This is a genomic window from Streptomyces sp. NPDC050418 (assembly GCF_044458745.1).
Taxonomy (GTDB): Bacteria; Actinomycetota; Actinomycetes; order Streptomycetales; family Streptomycetaceae; genus Streptomyces.
The window spans coordinates 124,317-141,604 of record NZ_JBITIG010000015.1 but is presented as its reverse complement, the minus strand read 5'-3'; the positions used below and the strand labels follow the sequence as shown (position 1 = coordinate 141,604).

Annotated in this window: 15 protein-coding genes; 9 read left to right on the top strand and 6 right to left on the bottom strand. The window is 69.5% G+C overall.

Features of this window, described 5'->3' with window-relative positions; translation table 11 throughout:
- Positions 1 to 49 precede the first annotated feature (49 nt).
- From ACIBI4_RS31060 to ACIBI4_RS31045, 4 genes are all read right to left on the bottom strand, one after another.
- The gene (locus ACIBI4_RS31060) at positions 50 to 1,105 is read right to left on the bottom strand and encodes a hypothetical protein (RefSeq protein ID WP_399207494.1); all 1,056 of its coding nucleotides are present in this window, start codon (positions 1,103 to 1,105) and stop codon (positions 50 to 52) included.
- Positions 1,106 to 1,922: 817 nt separating this feature from the next.
- Positions 1,923 to 2,600, bottom strand: a complete 678-nt coding sequence (locus ACIBI4_RS31055) for a response regulator (RefSeq protein ID WP_399207493.1) — start codon at positions 2,598 to 2,600, stop codon at positions 1,923 to 1,925.
- On the bottom strand, positions 2,597 to 3,850 hold the full coding sequence (locus tag ACIBI4_RS31050; protein ID WP_399207492.1) for a sensor histidine kinase: 1,254 nt from the start codon (positions 3,848 to 3,850) through the stop codon (positions 2,597 to 2,599). The genes ACIBI4_RS31055 and ACIBI4_RS31050 overlap by 4 nt, the downstream gene beginning before the upstream one ends.
- A 38-nt stretch (positions 3,851 to 3,888) precedes the next feature.
- Entirely contained in the window at positions 3,889 to 4,113 is a 225-nt protein-coding gene (locus tag ACIBI4_RS31045; RefSeq protein ID WP_399207491.1) for a hypothetical protein, read from the bottom strand.
- 533 nt (positions 4,114 to 4,646) lie between these two features.
- Between ACIBI4_RS31045 and ACIBI4_RS31040 the strand changes: the two genes are divergently transcribed.
- Positions 4,647 to 5,027, top strand: coding sequence for a hypothetical protein (locus ACIBI4_RS31040; protein ID WP_399207490.1), 381 nt, complete (start codon positions 4,647 to 4,649; stop codon positions 5,025 to 5,027).
- A 151-nt stretch (positions 5,028 to 5,178) separates the two neighbouring features.
- A complete protein-coding gene (locus tag ACIBI4_RS31035) occupies positions 5,179 to 6,936 on the top strand; it encodes a chloride channel protein (protein ID WP_399207489.1) in 1,758 nt (585 codons plus the stop codon).
- Positions 6,937 to 6,953: 17 nt separating this feature from the next.
- Here ACIBI4_RS31035 and ACIBI4_RS31030 read toward each other — a convergent pair whose 3' ends face one another.
- Positions 6,954 to 7,097: a hypothetical protein gene (locus ACIBI4_RS31030; RefSeq protein ID WP_399207488.1), complete on the bottom strand. Its 144-nt coding sequence runs from the start codon at positions 7,095 to 7,097 to the stop codon at positions 6,954 to 6,956.
- 112 nt (positions 7,098 to 7,209) lie between these two features.
- Between ACIBI4_RS31030 and ACIBI4_RS31025 the strand changes: the two genes are divergently transcribed.
- From ACIBI4_RS31025 to ACIBI4_RS30995, 7 genes are all read left to right on the top strand, one after another.
- A complete protein-coding gene (locus ACIBI4_RS31025; RefSeq protein WP_399207487.1) occupies positions 7,210 to 7,833 on the top strand; it encodes an MgtC/SapB family protein in 624 nt (207 codons plus the stop codon).
- Between the two features lie 203 nt (positions 7,834 to 8,036).
- Positions 8,037 to 9,416 (top strand): glutamate decarboxylase, encoded by a 1,380-nt coding sequence (locus tag ACIBI4_RS31020; RefSeq protein WP_399207587.1) that lies wholly within the window; start codon positions 8,037 to 8,039, stop codon positions 9,414 to 9,416.
- A 117-nt stretch (positions 9,417 to 9,533) separates the two neighbouring features.
- On the top strand, positions 9,534 to 11,072 hold the full coding sequence (locus ACIBI4_RS31015; RefSeq protein WP_399207486.1) for an APC family permease: 1,539 nt from the start codon (positions 9,534 to 9,536) through the stop codon (positions 11,070 to 11,072).
- Between the two features lie 927 nt (positions 11,073 to 11,999).
- On the top strand, positions 12,000 to 12,524 hold the full coding sequence (locus ACIBI4_RS31010) for a hypothetical protein (RefSeq protein WP_399207485.1): 525 nt from the start codon (positions 12,000 to 12,002) through the stop codon (positions 12,522 to 12,524).
- Between the two features lie 20 nt (positions 12,525 to 12,544).
- Positions 12,545 to 13,828, top strand: a complete 1,284-nt coding sequence (gene pcaC, locus ACIBI4_RS31005) for a 4-carboxymuconolactone decarboxylase (protein WP_399207484.1) — start codon at positions 12,545 to 12,547, stop codon at positions 13,826 to 13,828.
- Positions 13,829 to 13,883: 55 nt separating this feature from the next.
- Complete coding sequence (locus ACIBI4_RS31000) at positions 13,884 to 14,516, top strand: MBL fold metallo-hydrolase (RefSeq protein WP_399207483.1); 633 nt, start codon at positions 13,884 to 13,886, stop codon at positions 14,514 to 14,516.
- 86 nt (positions 14,517 to 14,602) lie between these two features.
- The gene (locus ACIBI4_RS30995) at positions 14,603 to 15,382 is read left to right on the top strand and encodes an exodeoxyribonuclease III (protein ID WP_399207482.1); all 780 of its coding nucleotides are present in this window, start codon (positions 14,603 to 14,605) and stop codon (positions 15,380 to 15,382) included.
- A gap of 54 nt (positions 15,383 to 15,436) precedes the next feature.
- Here ACIBI4_RS30995 and ACIBI4_RS30990 read toward each other — a convergent pair whose 3' ends face one another.
- Positions 15,437 to 17,146: an SGNH/GDSL hydrolase family protein gene (locus ACIBI4_RS30990; protein WP_399207586.1), complete on the bottom strand. Its 1,710-nt coding sequence runs from the start codon at positions 17,144 to 17,146 to the stop codon at positions 15,437 to 15,439.
- Between the last annotated feature and the right edge of the window lie 142 nt (positions 17,147 to 17,288).

Genomic DNA, 17,288 nt, shown 5'->3' with positions numbered 1-17,288 from the left:
CGGCCCGCACCCGGCCACCTGCTCTCGGCGGATGCTCAGGACGGAACTGTCAGCTGTCGCGGCGTGCCCACTGAGCCGCCCGGACCGTTCCCTCCTGGATGTCCTGCTGTGGCAGCTGGAGTCCGAAGGCGTCTTCCAGGGCGTGGAAGTACAGCTCGAACTCGCTGGTCGTCCCGGGATGGTCGAGTTCGGCGCGGCGTATGGCCCGGTTGAGGAAGTCGAGTTGACCGCCTCGGAAGTAGGGGGCGCGGCCGCGGTCGTACCAGATGAGCTCCAAGACGCCCCAGTCGTCGTCGATGCGCCGGCCGTCGCGGAAGTAGTCGAAGGTGTAGATGGCCTTCGCGGACGTGGCGCGCAGATGCACCATCTCGCTGACACCGAGCCGGGCGAGAGCCTCAAGGCCCGGACCGAGGCCGGGGGTCTCGTGGTACATCAGGAACGCCCAGTCGCCGGCCTGCCCGAAACAGCAGGTCTCCCAGACCATGTCCTGGTAGAAGGCGCCGTCGTCCATGCTGCGCAGGTCCGCAAGGCGGGTTTCGCCGGCGACCTGTTCGGGGTCGGCTCCATGGAGCAGGACGATCTGTTCGGCGCTGATGTTCTCGCCGCGGAAGAAGACGAGGTGTGTGCAGGGGTCTTGTCCGCGCCAGTTTCCGGCGATCCAGGCGAGTCCCTCCAGCGGGTCGCGCCCGCACGGAAGGGACGGCGGCTCGCCGTCCATGCTGCCGTTGCGGAATCGGCTGCCCCAGGCGGGGTTGATCCGGTCCAGCAACTCGGCTTGGCCGCCAACCAGGTTGGCGACGGGGCCGCTGCCCGGGGCGCGGGCCGCGATGTGCTCGGCGAGCTTGCGGACCGCGTCCTCGGCGGCGAAGTACAGCACCTGATCCAGATCTCGGGTGACGAACACCTCCCGATACGGACCGATGCGACCGCGCACCGTGCCGTCCTGTTCCAAGATGAGGAAGAGACGACCGTGCAGCTCGCCCACGCGCTCTTCGTACTGGTCCGGCGAGGTGCCGATGGGTGGCAGCATCGCGTCGTCGAGCACGTCGGAGTTCCCGGTCAACTGGTGCCAGGCCTGCTTGAGAGTGTCCTCCGATATCTGCATGGGCGTCAGTATGCGACTGGGCACTGACAGTGCTGACGACGCTCGCGCGAGCTGTGGAGACCACGCACCGCTCGGTTTGTGAAGCCCGATGTGGAGGACTTGCGACCGGCGGCCGATCCGTGGGGAGGTTTGGCCAACGGCTCAGCCCCCGCTCACGCAGCGAATGGGAGACATGGCAGCCTGGACGGGTGAGTCAAGAGAACGTCGAAACCCTGCAATACCGCGTTGACGGGCCGGAGGACGCCCCAGTCCTGGTGATGGGCACGTCGCTCGGTGCCACATGGCACGCGCTGCCAAGGCGACGGCGGGGTGTTTCTGCCGGCTTGTGTCTCGGGGCGCGCGGGCGCTGCTGCACTTCAGTGGGACGTCATCGCCGCGTCGGTAGCGGCGTTCGAGAGGTACGTGTTGGGAAGGCTGCATCCGTGCTGCCCCTGCCGGAGTCTGGTCCCTGACCGAATTGGACCGAGTCTCTTATTTCCCATGTGCCGATTGCCGGGCAGCGCAGTTCGCACACACGGCGGTCGTGCGCGCTCTCGTGCGAAGTCGTAGGCGGCTCCTCCGCGTCGTCAGGGAGTCCGGGAGTACTGGCGCCGCGCCGGAAGCCAGGTAGTGGCTTACGAGACTGACGTCCAGTTGCCGGCAGAGCGCCGTGAACTCGTCAGCCAGGTCGCGCTTGATCTCCTCGACGTAGGAAAGGTCATCGCGTGTTTCGTGCAACTGAGTCAGGAGTATCGCCGGCCCGGATTCCAGGACGCTCAAGGCCCGCTCGGCTTGGGTGCCTGCGGTGAGGCGGCCGAGCTCCACCAGGCGGGCGAGCTCAATGATCGTTCAATGCGCGCAGGAAGAGCCCTCTTTGGTCATTCACAAGGAGCGCCAGCTGCGTCCGGTTGTCCAGGCCGAACTTCCGCAGGGCACGCGACACATGGGACTTCACGGTGCCTTCGGCGAGCCGGAGGCGGGCCGCGATCTCCGCGTTGCCGAGGCCTTCGGCTACGGCGAGGACACAGCGCAGTTCCATCGGGGCGAGCGACTTGATCTGCTCCACAAGCCGGGGACCGCCCGCCGGGTGGTGGTGGCTCGCGAAGCGGTCCATGACGGCGGAGATCACCGCGGGCGAGAGGACGGCGCGGTGCTCGACCGCACTGTGCACGGCGGCCCGCATCTGTTCGCCCGAGGCCGTCTTCAGGAGATAGCCGTCCGCACCCGCTCGCCACACGCGCGCGACGTGCTCCTCGTCGGCGAGCGCCGTGAGGATCAGGATGCCGAGGTCGGGGTGGCTTTCGCGTAGCAGTCGCGCGGTCTCGGCGCCGTCCATGGCGCCAGGCATGGCGAGGTCGAGGACGACCCCGTCGGGGGCCTGGGCAGTTACCAGCTCGAGGGCTTCCTCGCCCGAGCCTGCTTCCCCCACCACCTTGATGTCGTCGCCTGCGCCGAGGATGGTGCGCAGGCCGGTGCGGACGACTTCTTCGTCGTCGACGATGACGATGCGGATCATGAGACGTTCCCTTTACGAGTACGAGGTGTTGTGTGCAGCGCGTCGAGGCCGCCGTAACCCTTTGGCCACGGCACTTCCGCCCTGACGAGAAAGCCCCCGCCCGACTCCGCCCCCGCGCTCAGCACCCCGCCCAGCTCCCCGACCCGGCTGCGCAGTCCAGGCAGCCCGAGCCCGGTGCCGCTCGCGTCAGGGCTCACCGGACCATTGCGCCGGGGTCCGTTGCCGACCTCGAGGGTCCAGCCTTGGGGTCGAAGGTCCAGGGCGAGCCGTACGTCGGCGCCGGGTGCATGCCGTAGGACATTGGTCAGCGCTTCGGTGACCACGCGCCGCGCCGTGTGCTGGTGCTCGGCCGGCAGCTCGCCGAAGGCATTGAAGAAGCCGTCGCTCAGGCGCACTTCGAGCCCGGAGGCCCGTACGCTCTCCAGCGATCTGGCCAGCGCCTCCGCTTCGGCCCGCGCGCTGTCCGCCCGCAGGGCCTGTCCCTCCGTACCTTCTTCCGCCTCGAGTTCCCGCAGCCTCAGCACGCCCGTCATCGAGCGCAGATGGTCGGAGGCTGCCGCACACTGCTGCTGCGCGGAGTCGAGGAGATTCACCGTGTCCGCACCGCCCGCGCTCGCCGGGAGCTGCGCCCGCAGCGACTCGAGCAGGATGTTCAGAAGCGCCACGTCATGGCCAAGCAGATCGTGGAACTCCCGTACCAGACGGCTGCGTTCGGCGTTTACGGCGTCCACGGCCCGTTGCCGGGCCGCGTTCGCCGCCTGTGCCCGGTCCTCGTCGCGCTGGCGCCGGGTCGTCCCGGCCACGATGGTCATCGCCACCATGAACACGATCACCGCGACACTGGTCGCCGAGCCGTCCTGCACCAGCGGTGGCCCGGAGCCCGTCGCGGTCAGCAGGAAGAGCAGCGCGCTGGCGATCACGCCGAACATCCAGGCCCGTACGACGGGTTGATAGCGCCCTGCTGCGTACGCGAGGAAGAACAGCGCTGCGTAGTGCATGCTCAGGATCGTCCCGACCAGGACGATCACCGTGGCGTACGCGAACCGGGTGCGTCGCCACAACAGGGCCGCAGAGGCCATGACGATGCCCGCCCAGCGCAGCACCGGATGCACGGCCCAGGAGCCATGCGCCCAGACCGCGGGGATCTCCATCGCCGCGGCGACGACCAGCGCCGCCACCCCCGCCAGGCGATCCCACGCGGCGGGGGTGAGGGAGCGGCGCCAGGCACCGAATACGACGGTCGAGGGCACCCGCACCCTCCCTTCGTGAGGAACCAACCGATTACGGGTCACTGCGGCTGGTCGAGCTGTTCACTGAGCCAGGGGATCGCCTCGGGATACATGCTGCGCCAGGTGTCCCAGTTGTGGCCGCCGGTCGGTTTGATCACTGTCTTCACCCGTACTCCCGTGCCTTTCGCGGCCTTGCTGAACTCCTCGATGTAGGAGGGCGGACTGTCGGGGTCCTGCCGAGAAGTACCGAGGAAGAGCGAGACGTTTGCGTCCGTGTGGCGCACGAGCCACATGGGGCTGTTGCGTTCGCGGACGGCGGGGTCTGTCCAGGAGGCCGCTCCAGGAGGCGTACAGGCCGTAACTGTTGTTGATCATGGTGGCGACGGTGCCGATCGCTGTCAGCTGGCACAGCACGATCATCAGCACGCGCAGGGGCCAGCGCAGCCAGCCGGGACCGCGGACCCTTCCCCACAGGAGCAGGGTGCCCAGCATCGCGAGACCTGTGGCGATCACCAAGGTGACCTGGAAGGTCGTGCTGGTCAGCTCCATTCCGGCTCCTCACTTACCGAGCTGTAGGTACCTCTCGCACCCTGACATCGGGCACAGGGGTGTGGGCGGCGACAGGGCCGTCGAGTCGCCCGGGCGCGGCAGCCGCACGGCGGGCGAGGCGTCCACGTTCGTTTACAGGACCTCGGGCACGGAGGTTCTTCCGGGCCGACAAGTCGGGCCGTCCGGCGAACCTCCGAGGTCCGCTCAGGGTGTTCTCTGAAGAGGTGGGGCGGCACCCGCAACCGCCCCCGGATCGAGAGGAAGCACCATGACCACCAGCTTCACCTCAACTCGACCGGCCGAGGACCGGGTCAGCAGCTACGAGGCCTACGCCCTGACGTGCCTGGACTGCGGACACGGCTGGGAGGTCGGCTTCGACATCACCCCGTGGACCGACGCCGAGGGCCGGCGTCATGTGCGCTACACCGTCGACGGCGAGGAGGTTCCCTCTCCGCTGTCCCGTCCCACCTGCCCCCGCTGCGACGGCCATGTCCTGCGCATCATGCGCTCCGGCCGCGTGGCCACAGCCAAGCACGCACTGACCACAAAGTGGCAGGCACCGCTGGCCCGCGGCGGGCGCCACACTGCCCACCTGCTCGCACGAGCCACCGCCTCGGTCGTGGCCCATCGGCGCGGTGCGCGGTGGTGAGAGGCGCCCGCCACTGAACGAACGGCGAAACGTGCCCTCCACAGCCAATGGCGATGAGAGGCCGCGAACCGCGGCTCCATCCAGGTGAGGCCTGCACCCGCCGCCCTGTGCCGCGCGGATGGCTCCGTCTCCGGTCACCACCATGGGCGGCATGTCTGTACGAGCCTGGGCCCTTGGCACCCCACGTCACCTTGCTCGATGGCTGCAGAGCACTCAGGGCGGGTTTGCCGTCCTGGCCGTGCTGGTGGGTGTGGGCGCGGGTCTGGGAGCGGTCGGTTTCCGCTGGCTCATCGAGGGCGTGACCCGAGTGCTCTCGGGTTACGCCGATTACTCGGCCGTGGGTCGGGTGCCGAACCCCCTGGTGCCTGGGCTCGGCACGTACTTCGTCCTGCTCGCACCCGTGGTGGCCGGGATCATCTACGGCCCCTTGGTGTACCGCTTCGCCCGCGAAGCGCGCGGGCACGGCGTACCGGAGGTCATGTACGCCGTCGACCGGCAGGGCGGCCGTATCCCGCCGCGGGTCGCGGTGGTGAAGTCGCTCGCGTCCGCACTCTGCATCGGGGGCGGCGGCTCGGTGGGCCGGGAAGGGCCGATCGTCCAGATCGGATCGGCGCTGGGATCGAGCCTCGGCGTGTTCGTACGCGTCGGCGAGGACCGCCTCAGAGTGCTGGTGGTGTGTGGTGCGGCGGGCGGCATCGCGGCCACGTTCAACGCACCGCTGGCGGGCGTCTTCTTCGCGATGGAGCTGATCCTGCGGGATTTCACCGCGCCCCGCTTCGGCGTCGTGGTGCTCTCCTCGGTGACGGCGAGCGTGATCGCCCGCTCCCTCCTCGGGGACCAGACCTTCCTGCAGCTGCCGCAGGTGGAGGTCGAACACCTCGCTTCCTACGTGCTGTTCATTCTGCTCGGCGCGCTGGCCGGGACAGTGGGCGTGCTGTTCACCAAGGTGCTCTACCTCGTGGAGGACGCCTGCGACAAGGTCTGGCGTGGTCCCGAGTGGCTGCGTCCCGCCGTGGGCGGCGTGGTCCTCGGTGCGATCCTGCTGGCGTTGCCTCAGATGTACGGGGTGGGCTATCCGGTCCTGGAAAAGGGGGTGGCCGGCGGCTACGCGGTCGGCTTCCTGCTGGTGCTGCTCGTCGGGAAAGTGGTGGCGTGCAGTCTCACGATCGGTATCGGCGGCTCGGGCGGGGTGTTCGCGCCCAGCCTGTTCGTGGGCGCGATGCTCGGCAGCGCCTTCGGCCAGAGCCTCGGGGAGCTGGCACTTGGCGTGACCGGCTCACCCACCGCATACGCGATCATCGCCATGGGAGCCGTGTTCGCGGGCGCCGCTCGTGCCCCCATCACGGCGGTGCTCATCATGTACGAACTCACCGGCGACTACGGGATCATTCTGCCCCTGATGGCGGCGGTGGCCGTGGCCACCGGGGTCAGCAGGGCGCTGAGCCGGGAAACCGTCTACTCGGCCAAACTGCTGCGCAGAGGCGTGGACTTGGACCTCACCGGGCCCGCCGCGATCGACGTCGGGACGGTGATGCAGCCACCTCCCGCCGTCCTCGGGCCCGGCACAGGACTGCGAGAGGCGGCTGATGCTCTCCTGGGTACGGGCAGTGGCTGCCTTCCGGTGGTGGACGGTGCCGGTGAACTCCAGGGCACGGTCAGCTCGGTGGCGACCGCGGAGGCACTCGCCGCGGGAATGCCCGGCGACGAGCCGGTGACCAGCGTCCTGGACACTCCGCAAGGGGTCCGCGTCGGCGAGAGCCTGCAGGATGCCCTGTCCCGGTTCGCCGCCGCGGAGGGGGACGGCATTCCCGTACTGGATGCGACAGGGCTTCAACTCGTCGGCTGGCTCACACATCGCACCGCGCTGCAGGCGCTCAACCCGGCAGATGCCTCTGGGCATGGTTCGTGACGCGACGGCAGGCAGCATTAGTTCACGGGTAGCCACAGCAGTTGTTCACGGGTTTGGAAGGCACCCCCGATCCACGGTTGGGTGATGATCACGAGTCTTGACAGCATTGCGGTTCCTGCCAGGGCAGCATCGGGATGTTCCTGGTGAAAGGTGCTGGTCATGCCGCAAATGTCGAAGGCCTAGCTGTATGCGGCGATCCGGGCCGAGTTCCCTGACATCGCATCGGCACCACACCCGCGCCCGAGCCGAAGCCCCAGCCAGGGCCGGTTGAGCGTGAAGCTGCTGAAGGAGGCCGACGGCGGCCAGGGCTGGCGGCAGGCCGCCGAATTCGGCCTTGCCCTGCTCCTGTCGGGCGTGATCGGCCTGGAGCGGGAAATCCGCCAGAAGTCAGCGGGCCTGCGCACCTACACCACGGTCGGCGTCGGTGCCGGCGTGATCTTCGTGCAGCGTGGTTCCGTGCAGGGCCTCACCACGGCCGCGACCATCTGGCTGACCGCGGCCGTGGGCGCCGCCGCAGGAGCCGGGCTGCCACTGCTCGCGGTGCTGGCGACCGCCGCGTACTTCGTCGTCGCCTACGCGATCCGTCCGCTGGCCCACCGCCTGCCCGCACTCCGCGCGGCACCCGTCCACTACCGCATCGCCTACCTACAGCGCACCGGATGCTCCACGAACTGCTCGAAGCGTGCGAGCAGGGTGGCTTCATCGTCTCCGAACTGCGGGTCCTGTCGCCGGACGCGATGGGAACGGCATCGGTTCCGAATGACGAACACCTTGCGGAAGTGCACCTTGCCGTGGTCGGTCGCGGTGACGCGGGCGCGCTCACCGCACGATTCGCAGATGTGCCCGGCGTTGTTGCCTGCAGCCGCGGCAGCAACGGGGACGAGTGACCGCGCGTAGGCCGCGCTCACTTTCGTTGACATCGAGTCCCGTAACGGCGGGCCTTGGGTACATGAGATCAGGGCTTATGCCGCCGTTCAGCCAGCTCATACGGGTGTGTCATGGATAGGGGCGAAAAGGTTCCGAGTCGGAAATCGCGCCCCTCGGCCGCCACCAGAATCCCCTGGTAACGGCACTCCCAAGAAAAGATCGTGAGCAATCACATGACGGTCACCGAAACCTCCCAGGAGCCCGCCTCAGTCGTCGACGGAATCTACGCCTCCCCGCTCGGCCGGTCCGGCCTGCCGAAGACCAACTTCCCCGACGCGTCCGCCGACCCCTCCGTGGTCTACCAGCTGGTCCACGACGAACTGGAGCTCGACGGCAACTCCTCCCAGAACCTCGCCACCTTCTGCACCACCTGGAGCGAGCTGCAGGCCCGCACCCTGATGGACGAGAACCTCGGCAAGAACATGATCGACAAGGACGAGTACCCGCAGACCGCCGAGATCGAGCAGCGGTGTGTGCGGATGCTCTCCGACCTGTGGCACGGACCGGACCCCGAGCATGCGCTCGGCTGCTCCACCACCGGCTCCAGCGAAGCCTGCATGCTCGGCGGCCTGGCCATGAAGTGGCGCTGGCGCAAGGCCCGGCAGGCCGCAGGCCTCCCGGCGGACAAGCCCAACATCGTGTGCGGACCGGTGCAGATCTGCTGGAAGAAGTTCGCCCGCTACTTCGACGTGGAACTCCGCGAGGTCCCGCTGCTGCCCGGCGCCACCGGGCTGCGCCCCGAGCAGCTGCGCGAGTACGTCGACGAGAACACCATCGGCGTCGTCGCCATCCTCGGTGTCACCTTCACCTGCGACTACGAGCCGGTCGCCGAGATCGCCGCCGAACTCGACGCCATCGAGAAGGACTTGGGATACGACATCCCCATCCACGTGGACGCGGCCAGCGGCGGCTTCATCGCCCCGTTCGTCCAGCCCGAGCTGGTGTGGGACTTCCGCGTCGACCGGGTCGTCTCCATCAACACCTCAGGGCACAAGTACGGCCTGGCCCCGCTCGGCGTCGGCTGGGTGGTGTGGCGGGAGCCGGAACTGCTCCCCGGGGAACTCGTCTTCTACGTCGACTACCTGGGCGGCAACATGCCGACCTTCGCCCTCAACTTCTCCCGCCCCGGCGGCGAGATCATCGCCCAGTACTACCTCTTCCTGCGCCTGGGCCGCGAGGGCTACCGCCGCACGCAGCAGAACTGCCTGGACACCGCCGCCTATCTCGGCGAAGAGGTCGCCAAGCTGGGCCCGTTCACGCTCCTGTACGACGGACACGGCGGGCTGCCCGGCATCTCGTACACCCTCACCGACCCCGAGCACTCCCCGTTCACGCTCTACAACCTCTCCGCGAAGCTCCGCGAGCGCGGGTGGCAGGTGGCGGCCTATCCGCTGCCCGCGAACCGCCAGGAAACCGTGATCCACCGCATCCTGGTGCGCCGCGAGATCAGTCACGACAAGGCGTCCCTGTTCCTCGACGACATGCGCCGCGCGGTCGACCAGCTGACGGCTGCCGCGGTCAAGGCCGCAGGGCCGATCTCCTTCCACCACTGAGCACCCGTCAGGAGATCTGCCATGCACTCCAGTAAGCCCTCAACCGACCTACGCACCACGAGAGTTCTCACCAAGGCCGGCCGAGCCCGGGGCCTGACCGTACCGGCCATCGGCCTCATGACAGCCGCCTCCGTCATCACCAGCCTGCGCGGGCTGCCGATGATGGCCAAGGAAGAGCTGACGATGTTTGCCTACATCGGCTTCGCCACGCTCCTCTTCCTCATCCCGGCCGCCCTCGTCTCCGCCGAACTCGGCGGCGCCTACGCCGGCCGCAAGGGCGGCGTCTACGACTGGGTGTCAGAGGCCTTCGGCAAGCGCACCGGCTTCGTCGCCGTCTGGCTCCAGTGGATCCAGAACGTCGTCTGGTACCCCACCGGACTCGGATTCGCCGCCGCAGCTGTCGCCTTCGCCGTCCGCGACCCCTCCCTCGCCTCCAACCACATCTTCGTCGGCCTGTTCTGCATCGGCGCGTACTGGCTGGCGACGCTCGTGGCGCTGAGCGGCACCGGCCTCCTCGTCAAGATCGCAAAGCGCGGCTTCGTGCTCGGCACGGCACTGCCCGGCCTGCTGCTGCTCGGCCTCTTCGTGTACTGGATCGCCTCCGGCCACCCCATCGGCTGGGAGCACACCACGGCTGCCGCCGTCGCCAGCCACGGACACCCGCGTCTGTTCCCGGCGCTGACCGGGCTGAGCACGCTGGCCTTCCTCGCCGGCATCCTGCTCCTGTTCGCGGGCGGTGAGTCCCAGGCCGTCCACGTCTCGGAGATGAAGGACCCCAAGCGCGGCTACCCCAAGGCCATGTGGCTCGCCGCAGGCCTCGCGTTCGCCATCTTCACGGCCGGCTCCCTGGCGGTCGCGGGCATCCTCCCGTACGGGAAGATCACCCTCACCACTGGTGTCTTCGACGCGTACCAGTCCGTTCTCGGCGGAGCGCTGCACGCCGGCTGGCTCGTTCCGGTGATCGCCGCCCTGATCGGTTACGGCGCGCTGAGCGGAGCCCTCGCCTGGATCAGCGGCCCCAGCAAGGCCCTGCTGTCCACCGCGCACGACGGCCTGCTGCCGCCCGCGCTGCGACGCACCAACAACAAGGGCGCCCAGCGCAACATCCTGTTCGCCCAGGGACTGATCGTCACTCTGATCTCGGCGATCTATCTGGTCACGCCCAACGTGTCCGCGGCGTTCTTTCTGATCTCCGCGATGACGGTCAGCCTCTACATCGTCATGTACCTGATGCTGTACGCGACCGCCATCCGGCTGCGCTACACCGCCCCGCACCTGCCGCGCAGCTTCCGCATCCCCGGTGGCAAGCCCGGCATGTGGGCAGTGGCCGGAACGGGCTTCGTCGCGGTGGCCTTCGCCCTGGTTCTGTCCTTCGTCCCGCCGGCCCAACTGCCCATCGGCAGCCCGGCGATGTACGTGGCCCTGGTCGCCGCAGGACTGCTCGTCTTCACCGGAGCCCCGGTGCTGATCGGCAAGTTGGCCAAGCCGTCGTGGCGCGAGACGCCGGCCGTGCCGGACTTCCCGCCGCTGCACGAGGAGTTGACCGCTCCTGCAGCGGAGCAGCAGCCGCAGGCGGGTTCGGCACCTACGCTCGCTGCGACAGGCGCAGGACCGGCACGGCACCGGTGGCCGCACCTGCGCCACCACTCGCACTGACAAGCGGAAAGGATGGGGACGGCGGGGCCAGGGCGAGGCGTCCTGGCCCCGCCGCCATTGTTTGCCCACGGACCTCGACGCCCCCCGAACCTGATGCTGATCGACTCACTCGAGACCAGAGAGGCCGACAGGGCGCATGGAGGCAACCCACCGGGAGGTGAAGCCACGTGTCGCTGCGCCCGCCTGTCCGTGTCTTCATTCCGCCTCAGGCAGGTCCATTGTCTCCGCGAGGGAATGGACGCCCTCGCGGGCTGCGCCACGCGGTTCGGCGAGCCTTGAGCGCTGCTGCGACTGGAACTGCCTTTCGTGGTCCTGGACAGCACACCGATTCGGATTCGGCTCAGGGTGTCGTGACCGTTGATGACCGTCCAGACGGCCAAACACCCAGCCCGTGGACCCTCGGGTCTTGAACAGTGAGGGCAGGGTACTCGAGGCCGTGGTGGCGCGGCTGCTCCATGGCTTTTTATCGCCGATTGGCCAAATCGGCGCCGCTTCCCATCATGGTGCGAACCGGCGGCGGCCATGCGCCGCGCTGTAGACCTTGTGAGCCGACAAGAAGGGGCGCATGCGGTACCGGTTCGTCGTCGATGCGGGGCGTGACCCTGTCACCGGGAAGCGCAAGCAGCTGACCTGTACTTTCCCCACTCGGCGGGAGGCGAGATGTGAGTACGCGCTCATCATGAGCCGTCGCTACAAGGTGACTCTGGATCGTGTGCCGGGCCAGCTCGGTCCCGTACGGCTCCAAGGGCTCGCTGAGGAGCAGGTCGATGCCTGGATGCGGTGGGCGCTGCGGGAGGGGGGTGACTGGGGCCGCAAGGCAGGAACGGGCCTTGGCGTCACCTCCGTGGAGATGTCCCTCGCGAGGCTGAAGGAGGCGCTTGGCCATGCCGTGACGGAGCGCATGGTCGCGCAGAACGTGGCCAGGCGGTGTCCATCCCGCTGGAGGCGCGTAAGGCGGACCGCCAGGCGAAGGAGGACGTACCGCCCTGGAACGTGGAGGAGGTGCATGCCTTGGTCTTCGTGGCGAAGGGTGACCGTTTGTTTGCTCCGTACCTTCTCTCGCTGATGGGGCTGCGGCCGGCAGAGGTGTGCGGTCTGCGTTGGGACGACGTGGACCTGGGCAAGGCCACGGTGTCGATCACGAACACGCGTACGTTGGTAGGAAATCAGAAGGTTGTGGAGAAGGACGCGAAGTCCTTCGCGGGGAAGCGGCAACTGCCCCTGCCCGACCTGGTCCGAGAGGCCCTGACGTCCTTCCGAAGTGTGCAGGCGGCCGAGCAGCTGGCGGTTGGCGACGCGTACCAGGACAGCGGACGCGTATTCGTCGACGAAGGCGGCAGGATGCTCCAAGCGGTGGTACGTGAAGCCCGATGTGGAGGACCTGCGTCCGGCAGCGAAGACATGGGCAGGTCTTGCGAGCGGTCCTACCCCCACACCGTGAGAGCGGTGTGAGATATGGGAGCGTGGGGCAGGTGAGTGAGACGACGACAGCACCCCTGCAATACCGCTTTGACGGGCCAGAAGACGCCCCGGTCCTCATTTTGGGGACTTCGCTCGGTGCCACATGGCACATGTGGGACCGCCAGATACCCGAGCTCACCGAGCACTGGCGCGTGCTGCGGTTCGATCTGCCCGGGCATGGCGGGGCGCCCGCGCATCCGGCGGATTCCGTGCAGGCGCTCGCCGACCGGCTGCTGGTGACGCTGGACGAGGTCGGCGTGCAGCGGTTCGGCTTCGCGGGCTGTGCGCTCAGCGGGGCGATCGGTGCCGATCTGGCGCTGCGCCACCCGCAGCGCGTCGCCTCGCTCGCGCTGATCGCCGCGTCGCCGCGGTTCGGTACCGCCGACGAGTTCCGGCAGCGGGGCGTGGTCGTCCGCAGCAACGGGCTCGAACCCGTGTCGCGGACCTCGCCCGACCGCTGGTTCACCCCCGGCTTCGCGGCCGCGCAGCCCGCGATCACGGAGTGGGCCGTGCAGATGGTGCGCACGACCGACCCAGGCTGCTACATCGCGGCCTGCGAGGCGCTCGCCTCCTTCGACATCCGCGAGGAACTCGGCCGGATCGGTGTGCCGACCCTCGTCCTGGTCGGCTCCGAGGACCAGGTGACCGGGCCCGCCGAGGCCCGCACCCTCGTGGCGGGCATCCCGGACGCGCGGCTCGCGGTCGTCCCCGGTGCCTCGCATCTCGCCCCGGTCGAGCAGCCCGCCGCCGTCACCGATCTGCTGGTGCACCACTTCTCGACGGCCTGGACGGAGGCGCATGCCGCGCTCGCCGCCCCCGCGCCCGTCCCTGTCCTCGCCCCGCCCGCGCGCGGCCCCATCGCCGAGATCGCGCCCCTGGAGCCGGTGCCCGGGCAGCCTGCCGCGGACGGCCGCCCGGACCCGTACGACATGGGCATGAAGGTCCGGCGCGAGGTGCTCGGCGACGCGCATGTGGATCAGGCGCTCGCCGACAGCGACGCGTTCTCGGACGACTTCCAGGACCTGCTCACGCGCTACGCGTGGGGCGAGGTGTGGGCCCGCACCGGTCTGGAGCGCCGGATGCGCAGCGCCGTGACGCTCACCGCGCTCGTCGCGGCCGGTCACCTCGACGAGCTCGCCTTCCACACCCGCGCCGCCCTGCGCAACGGCCTCACCCCGGACGAGCTCAAGGAGATCCTGCTGCAGACCGCCATCTACTGCGGGATCCCCGCCGCGAACGCCGCCTTCCGCGTCGCGCAGACGGTCATACGGGAAGAGACCACACCGCGCGAGTGACGGCACCGCCGCCCGCGCCTCGCGGGCGGCACCGGTGCGGGAGCAGGATGGGCGTATGCATCTGACGAAGAAGTCCCACGCCTGCGTGCGCATCGAGAAGGACGGCCGCACCCTGGTGCTCGACCCCGGTATGTTCGGGGACCCCGACGACGCCCTCGGCGCCGACGCCATCCTGATCACGCACGAGCACCCGGACCACTTCGCCGAGGACCGGCTGCGGACAGCCCTGGAGGCGAACCCCGCCGCAGAGATCTGGACCCTGCGCTCTGTCGCGGATCAGATCGCGGCGGCGTTCCCCGGACGCGTCCACACGGTCGGCCACGGTGACGCCTTCGCCGCCGCCGGCTTCGACGTGCAGGTCCACGGCGAACTGCACGCCGTGATCCACCCGGACCTGCCGCGCGTCACCAACGTCGGCTATCTGGTGGACGGTTCGGTCTTCCACCCGGGCGACGCCCTCACCGTTCCCGACCACCCGGTGGACACGCTGCTGCTCCCGGTCATGGCCCCCTGGAGCAAGGTCTGGGAGGTCATCGACTACGTACGGGAGGTCAAGCCGCGGCGCACCATCGACGTCCACGACGGCCTGCTCACCGACCTCGCCCGCCCGGTCTACGACACGCACCTGGGCAATCTGAGCGGCGCCGAGCACCTGCGGCTCGCGACCGGCGACGGCACCCAGGCGTAGGCCGAGGCAGGGGACGGGCGGGGACGGGACGCAGGCCCGGCGGCCGGGGGACGGGCGTTGTCAGAGGCCCCCGGTAGATTGGCCTCATGCGTATCGCCACCTGGAATGTGAATTCCGTGACCGCCCGTCTGCCCCGCCTCCTGGCCTGGCTGGAGACCAGCGGCACGGACGTGCTGTGCATCCAGGAGACCAAGTGCGCCGCCGAGCAGTTCCCCGCCGACGAGCTCCGCGAGCTGGGCTACGAGTCGGCGGTGCACGCGACCGGCCGGTGGAACGGAGTGGCGCTGGTCTCCCGCGTGGGCCTGGAGGACGTGGTCAAGGGCCTGCCCGGCGACCCGGGCTATGACGGCGCCGAGGAGCCCCGCGCGATCTCCGCCACGGTCGGCGGCGCCCGCGTCTGGTCGGTCTATGTGCCGAACGGGCGCGAGCCCGACCATGCGCACTATGCGTACAAGCTGCAGTGGTTCGAGGCCCTGAAGGCCGCCGTCGCCGGCGATGCGCAGGGGTCGCGCCCCTTCGCCGTGCTCGGCGACTACAACGTCGCGCCGACCGACGAGGACGTCTGGGACATCGGCGTCTTCGAGAACGCGACGCATGTGACCCCGGCCGAGCGCGCCGCGCTCACGGCCCTGCGCGAGACGGGCCTCGGCGACGTCGTGCCGCGCCCCCTGAAGTACGACGTGCCGTTCACGTTCTGGGACTACCGGATGCTCGCGTTCCCGAAGAACAAGGGCATGCGCATCGACCTGGTCTACGGGAACGAGGCGTTCCAGAAGGCCGTCACCGACGCCTACGTGGACCGCGAGGAGCGCAAGGGCAAGGGCGCCTCGGACCACGCCCCCGTGGTCGTCGACCTCGACCTCTGATCCACGGAAGGGGGCGGGGCTCCACACCACCGGGCCCCGCCCCTCTGCCGCGCGCTACAGCACCTTCAGATCGATCGACTCCGCCAGCGCCGCGAGCCCCGCGTCGCCCGGGTGCAGATGATCCCCGCTGTCGTAGGCGGGCAGCAGCCGCTTCGGATGTGCCGGGTCGCGCAGCACGGCGTCGAAGTCGAGCACCGCGTCGTACGTCCCGCTGGTGCGGATCCACTCGTTGACCGCCTGGCGCTGCGCGTCCGCGGCCGCCGTGCACAGCGACTCGCCCTCGCAGGGCGCGATCGTCGCGGCCACGGTCCGCAGACCGCGCTCCTTCGCCCGCTCGGCGATCTCCCGGAGCCCGGCCGTCACGTCCTCGGCCTGCGCGCCCCACCGCACATCGTTGACGCCCTCGAACACCACGACCGTGCGCGCCCGCGTCTGCGCGAGGACATCCCGTTCGAGCCGGTGCAGCGCGCTCACCCCGCCCGTGTCCGTGGACACCCCGTCGCCGGTGTAGCGGTCGGTGACGACGCGGTTCGCGGAGATGCCGTGGTTGAGCACGCCGTACGCGGGGACCTCGTCCTGCGCGAGCAGCCGCCGCGCGAGCACGTTCGGCCAGCGTCGGTTGGCGTCCGTGGTGGACTTCACCCCGTCCGTGATCGAGTCGCCGAGCATCACCACGGACTCCTGCGCACCGCCGACGTCGACCCCGGCCAGGAACGGCCAGGTCGTGATCGTCGAGGTGTACGAGGCCGCGTCCGTGTCGCGCGTATGGTCACCGGCGCCGCTCAGATACGACTTCTGGATCGCCTGGCTGTGCACGGGCGCCGCGCTCACCGTGCCGGACAGATGGAACGAGACCAGCAGGTTCGTGTCGGCGGGCACGTCGAAGTCCAGCGGATCGCTGAACACCTGCGCACCGGCCGGGATTTCGGTGCCGCGCCCGCCCGCGAACTCCAGCGGTACGGGCTTCGAACGGGCCCCGGCGCCGGATCCCTGCACGGCGACGCTCGCCGAACCGATCCGCACCGGCGTCCCGGCGAAGGTGTTGGCGAGGTTGATCCGCACCCGCGGACCGCCCGCCGAACTGTGCACGACGAGCCGCAGCGTACGGTCCGTCCACGGTCCGACCGCCGTGTAACCGGCCGCGGACGCGGACCAGCTGCCGGTCCAGCCGCGCGCCGACTCCCGTACGGACACGGCGAACACATGCAGGTCGGCCGCGCCCGGATCGCGCGGCAGCTCCACCGAGGCGACATCGCGGCCCTGGGCCAGCGGTACGGAGACCACGTACAGCCGTGCCTTCTCGGTGAGTTGGCCCTGCGCGGTGTTCACATGCGGCAGCGCCACCGACTTGGTGGCGAGCGGTCCGGAGCGCCAGTCGGGTGCGGTCAGGCGGTACGCGGACGAGGAACCGTCGCGGTACCGGACCCGCCCCGCGCCGCTCGCGTCGCCGCCCGTGCCGGCGACGAGGAACGACAGCGCCCCGCCGCGGCCGCGCACCCGCACCGACTGCCCGTCGGCGCGCACGTTGTCGCGCTCGCCCGGTGCGGTGTCCGGCATCCGCAGACGCGCGGCGTCAACGGACAGGGTGCGGCCGGGAGTCCAGCCCGCGGCCGCGAGGTCCTGCGCCGACAGGGAGGCGCCCGAACCGTCGAAGTCCGCCTCGCCCGCCGCGGCGTTGTCGCTGATCGCGCGGTTGTCGAAGAGCCGCTCGAGGGACTCGGCGGGCGGTCGTTCGGCGGCCGTCGCGACGGCGCCCGGCGCCATGCCCGCGACCAGCGCAAGGACGACCGCCCCACCCCACAGACCTCGGCGCACGAAGGACTCCTCCCGTTGGCGGTGTGACGACAGATGTGTCCTGAAGCTAAAGAGGTGGCAGGAACGCGTCAATGACCGACGCCTGAACTCG

What these genes read in the sequence shown, in the direction of transcription:
- ACIBI4_RS31060 (WP_399207494.1), bottom strand. Translation starts at nt 1,105, where the DNA reads ATGCAGATATCGGAGGACACTCTCAAGCAGGCCTGGCACCAGTTGACC.
- ACIBI4_RS31055 (WP_399207493.1), bottom strand. Translation starts at nt 2,600, where the DNA reads ATGATCCGCATCGTCATCGTCGACGACGAAGAAGTCGTCCGCACCGGC.
- ACIBI4_RS31040 (WP_399207490.1), top strand. Translation starts at nt 4,647, where the DNA reads ATGACCACCAGCTTCACCTCAACTCGACCGGCCGAGGACCGGGTCAGC.
- ACIBI4_RS31035 (WP_399207489.1), top strand. Translation starts at nt 5,179, where the DNA reads ATGTCTGTACGAGCCTGGGCCCTTGGCACCCCACGTCACCTTGCTCGA.
- ACIBI4_RS31030 (WP_399207488.1), bottom strand. Translation starts at nt 7,097, where the DNA reads ATGACCAGCACCTTTCACCAGGAACATCCCGATGCTGCCCTGGCAGGA.
- ACIBI4_RS31020 (WP_399207587.1), top strand. Translation starts at nt 8,037, where the DNA reads ATGACGGTCACCGAAACCTCCCAGGAGCCCGCCTCAGTCGTCGACGGA.
- ACIBI4_RS31015 (WP_399207486.1), top strand. Translation starts at nt 9,534, where the DNA reads ATGACAGCCGCCTCCGTCATCACCAGCCTGCGCGGGCTGCCGATGATG.
- ACIBI4_RS31000 (WP_399207483.1), top strand. Translation starts at nt 13,884, where the DNA reads ATGCATCTGACGAAGAAGTCCCACGCCTGCGTGCGCATCGAGAAGGAC.
- ACIBI4_RS30995 (WP_399207482.1), top strand. Translation starts at nt 14,603, where the DNA reads ATGCGTATCGCCACCTGGAATGTGAATTCCGTGACCGCCCGTCTGCCC.
- ACIBI4_RS30990 (WP_399207586.1), bottom strand. Translation starts at nt 17,146, where the DNA reads ATGGCGCCGGGCGCCGTCGCGACGGCCGCCGAACGACCGCCCGCCGAG.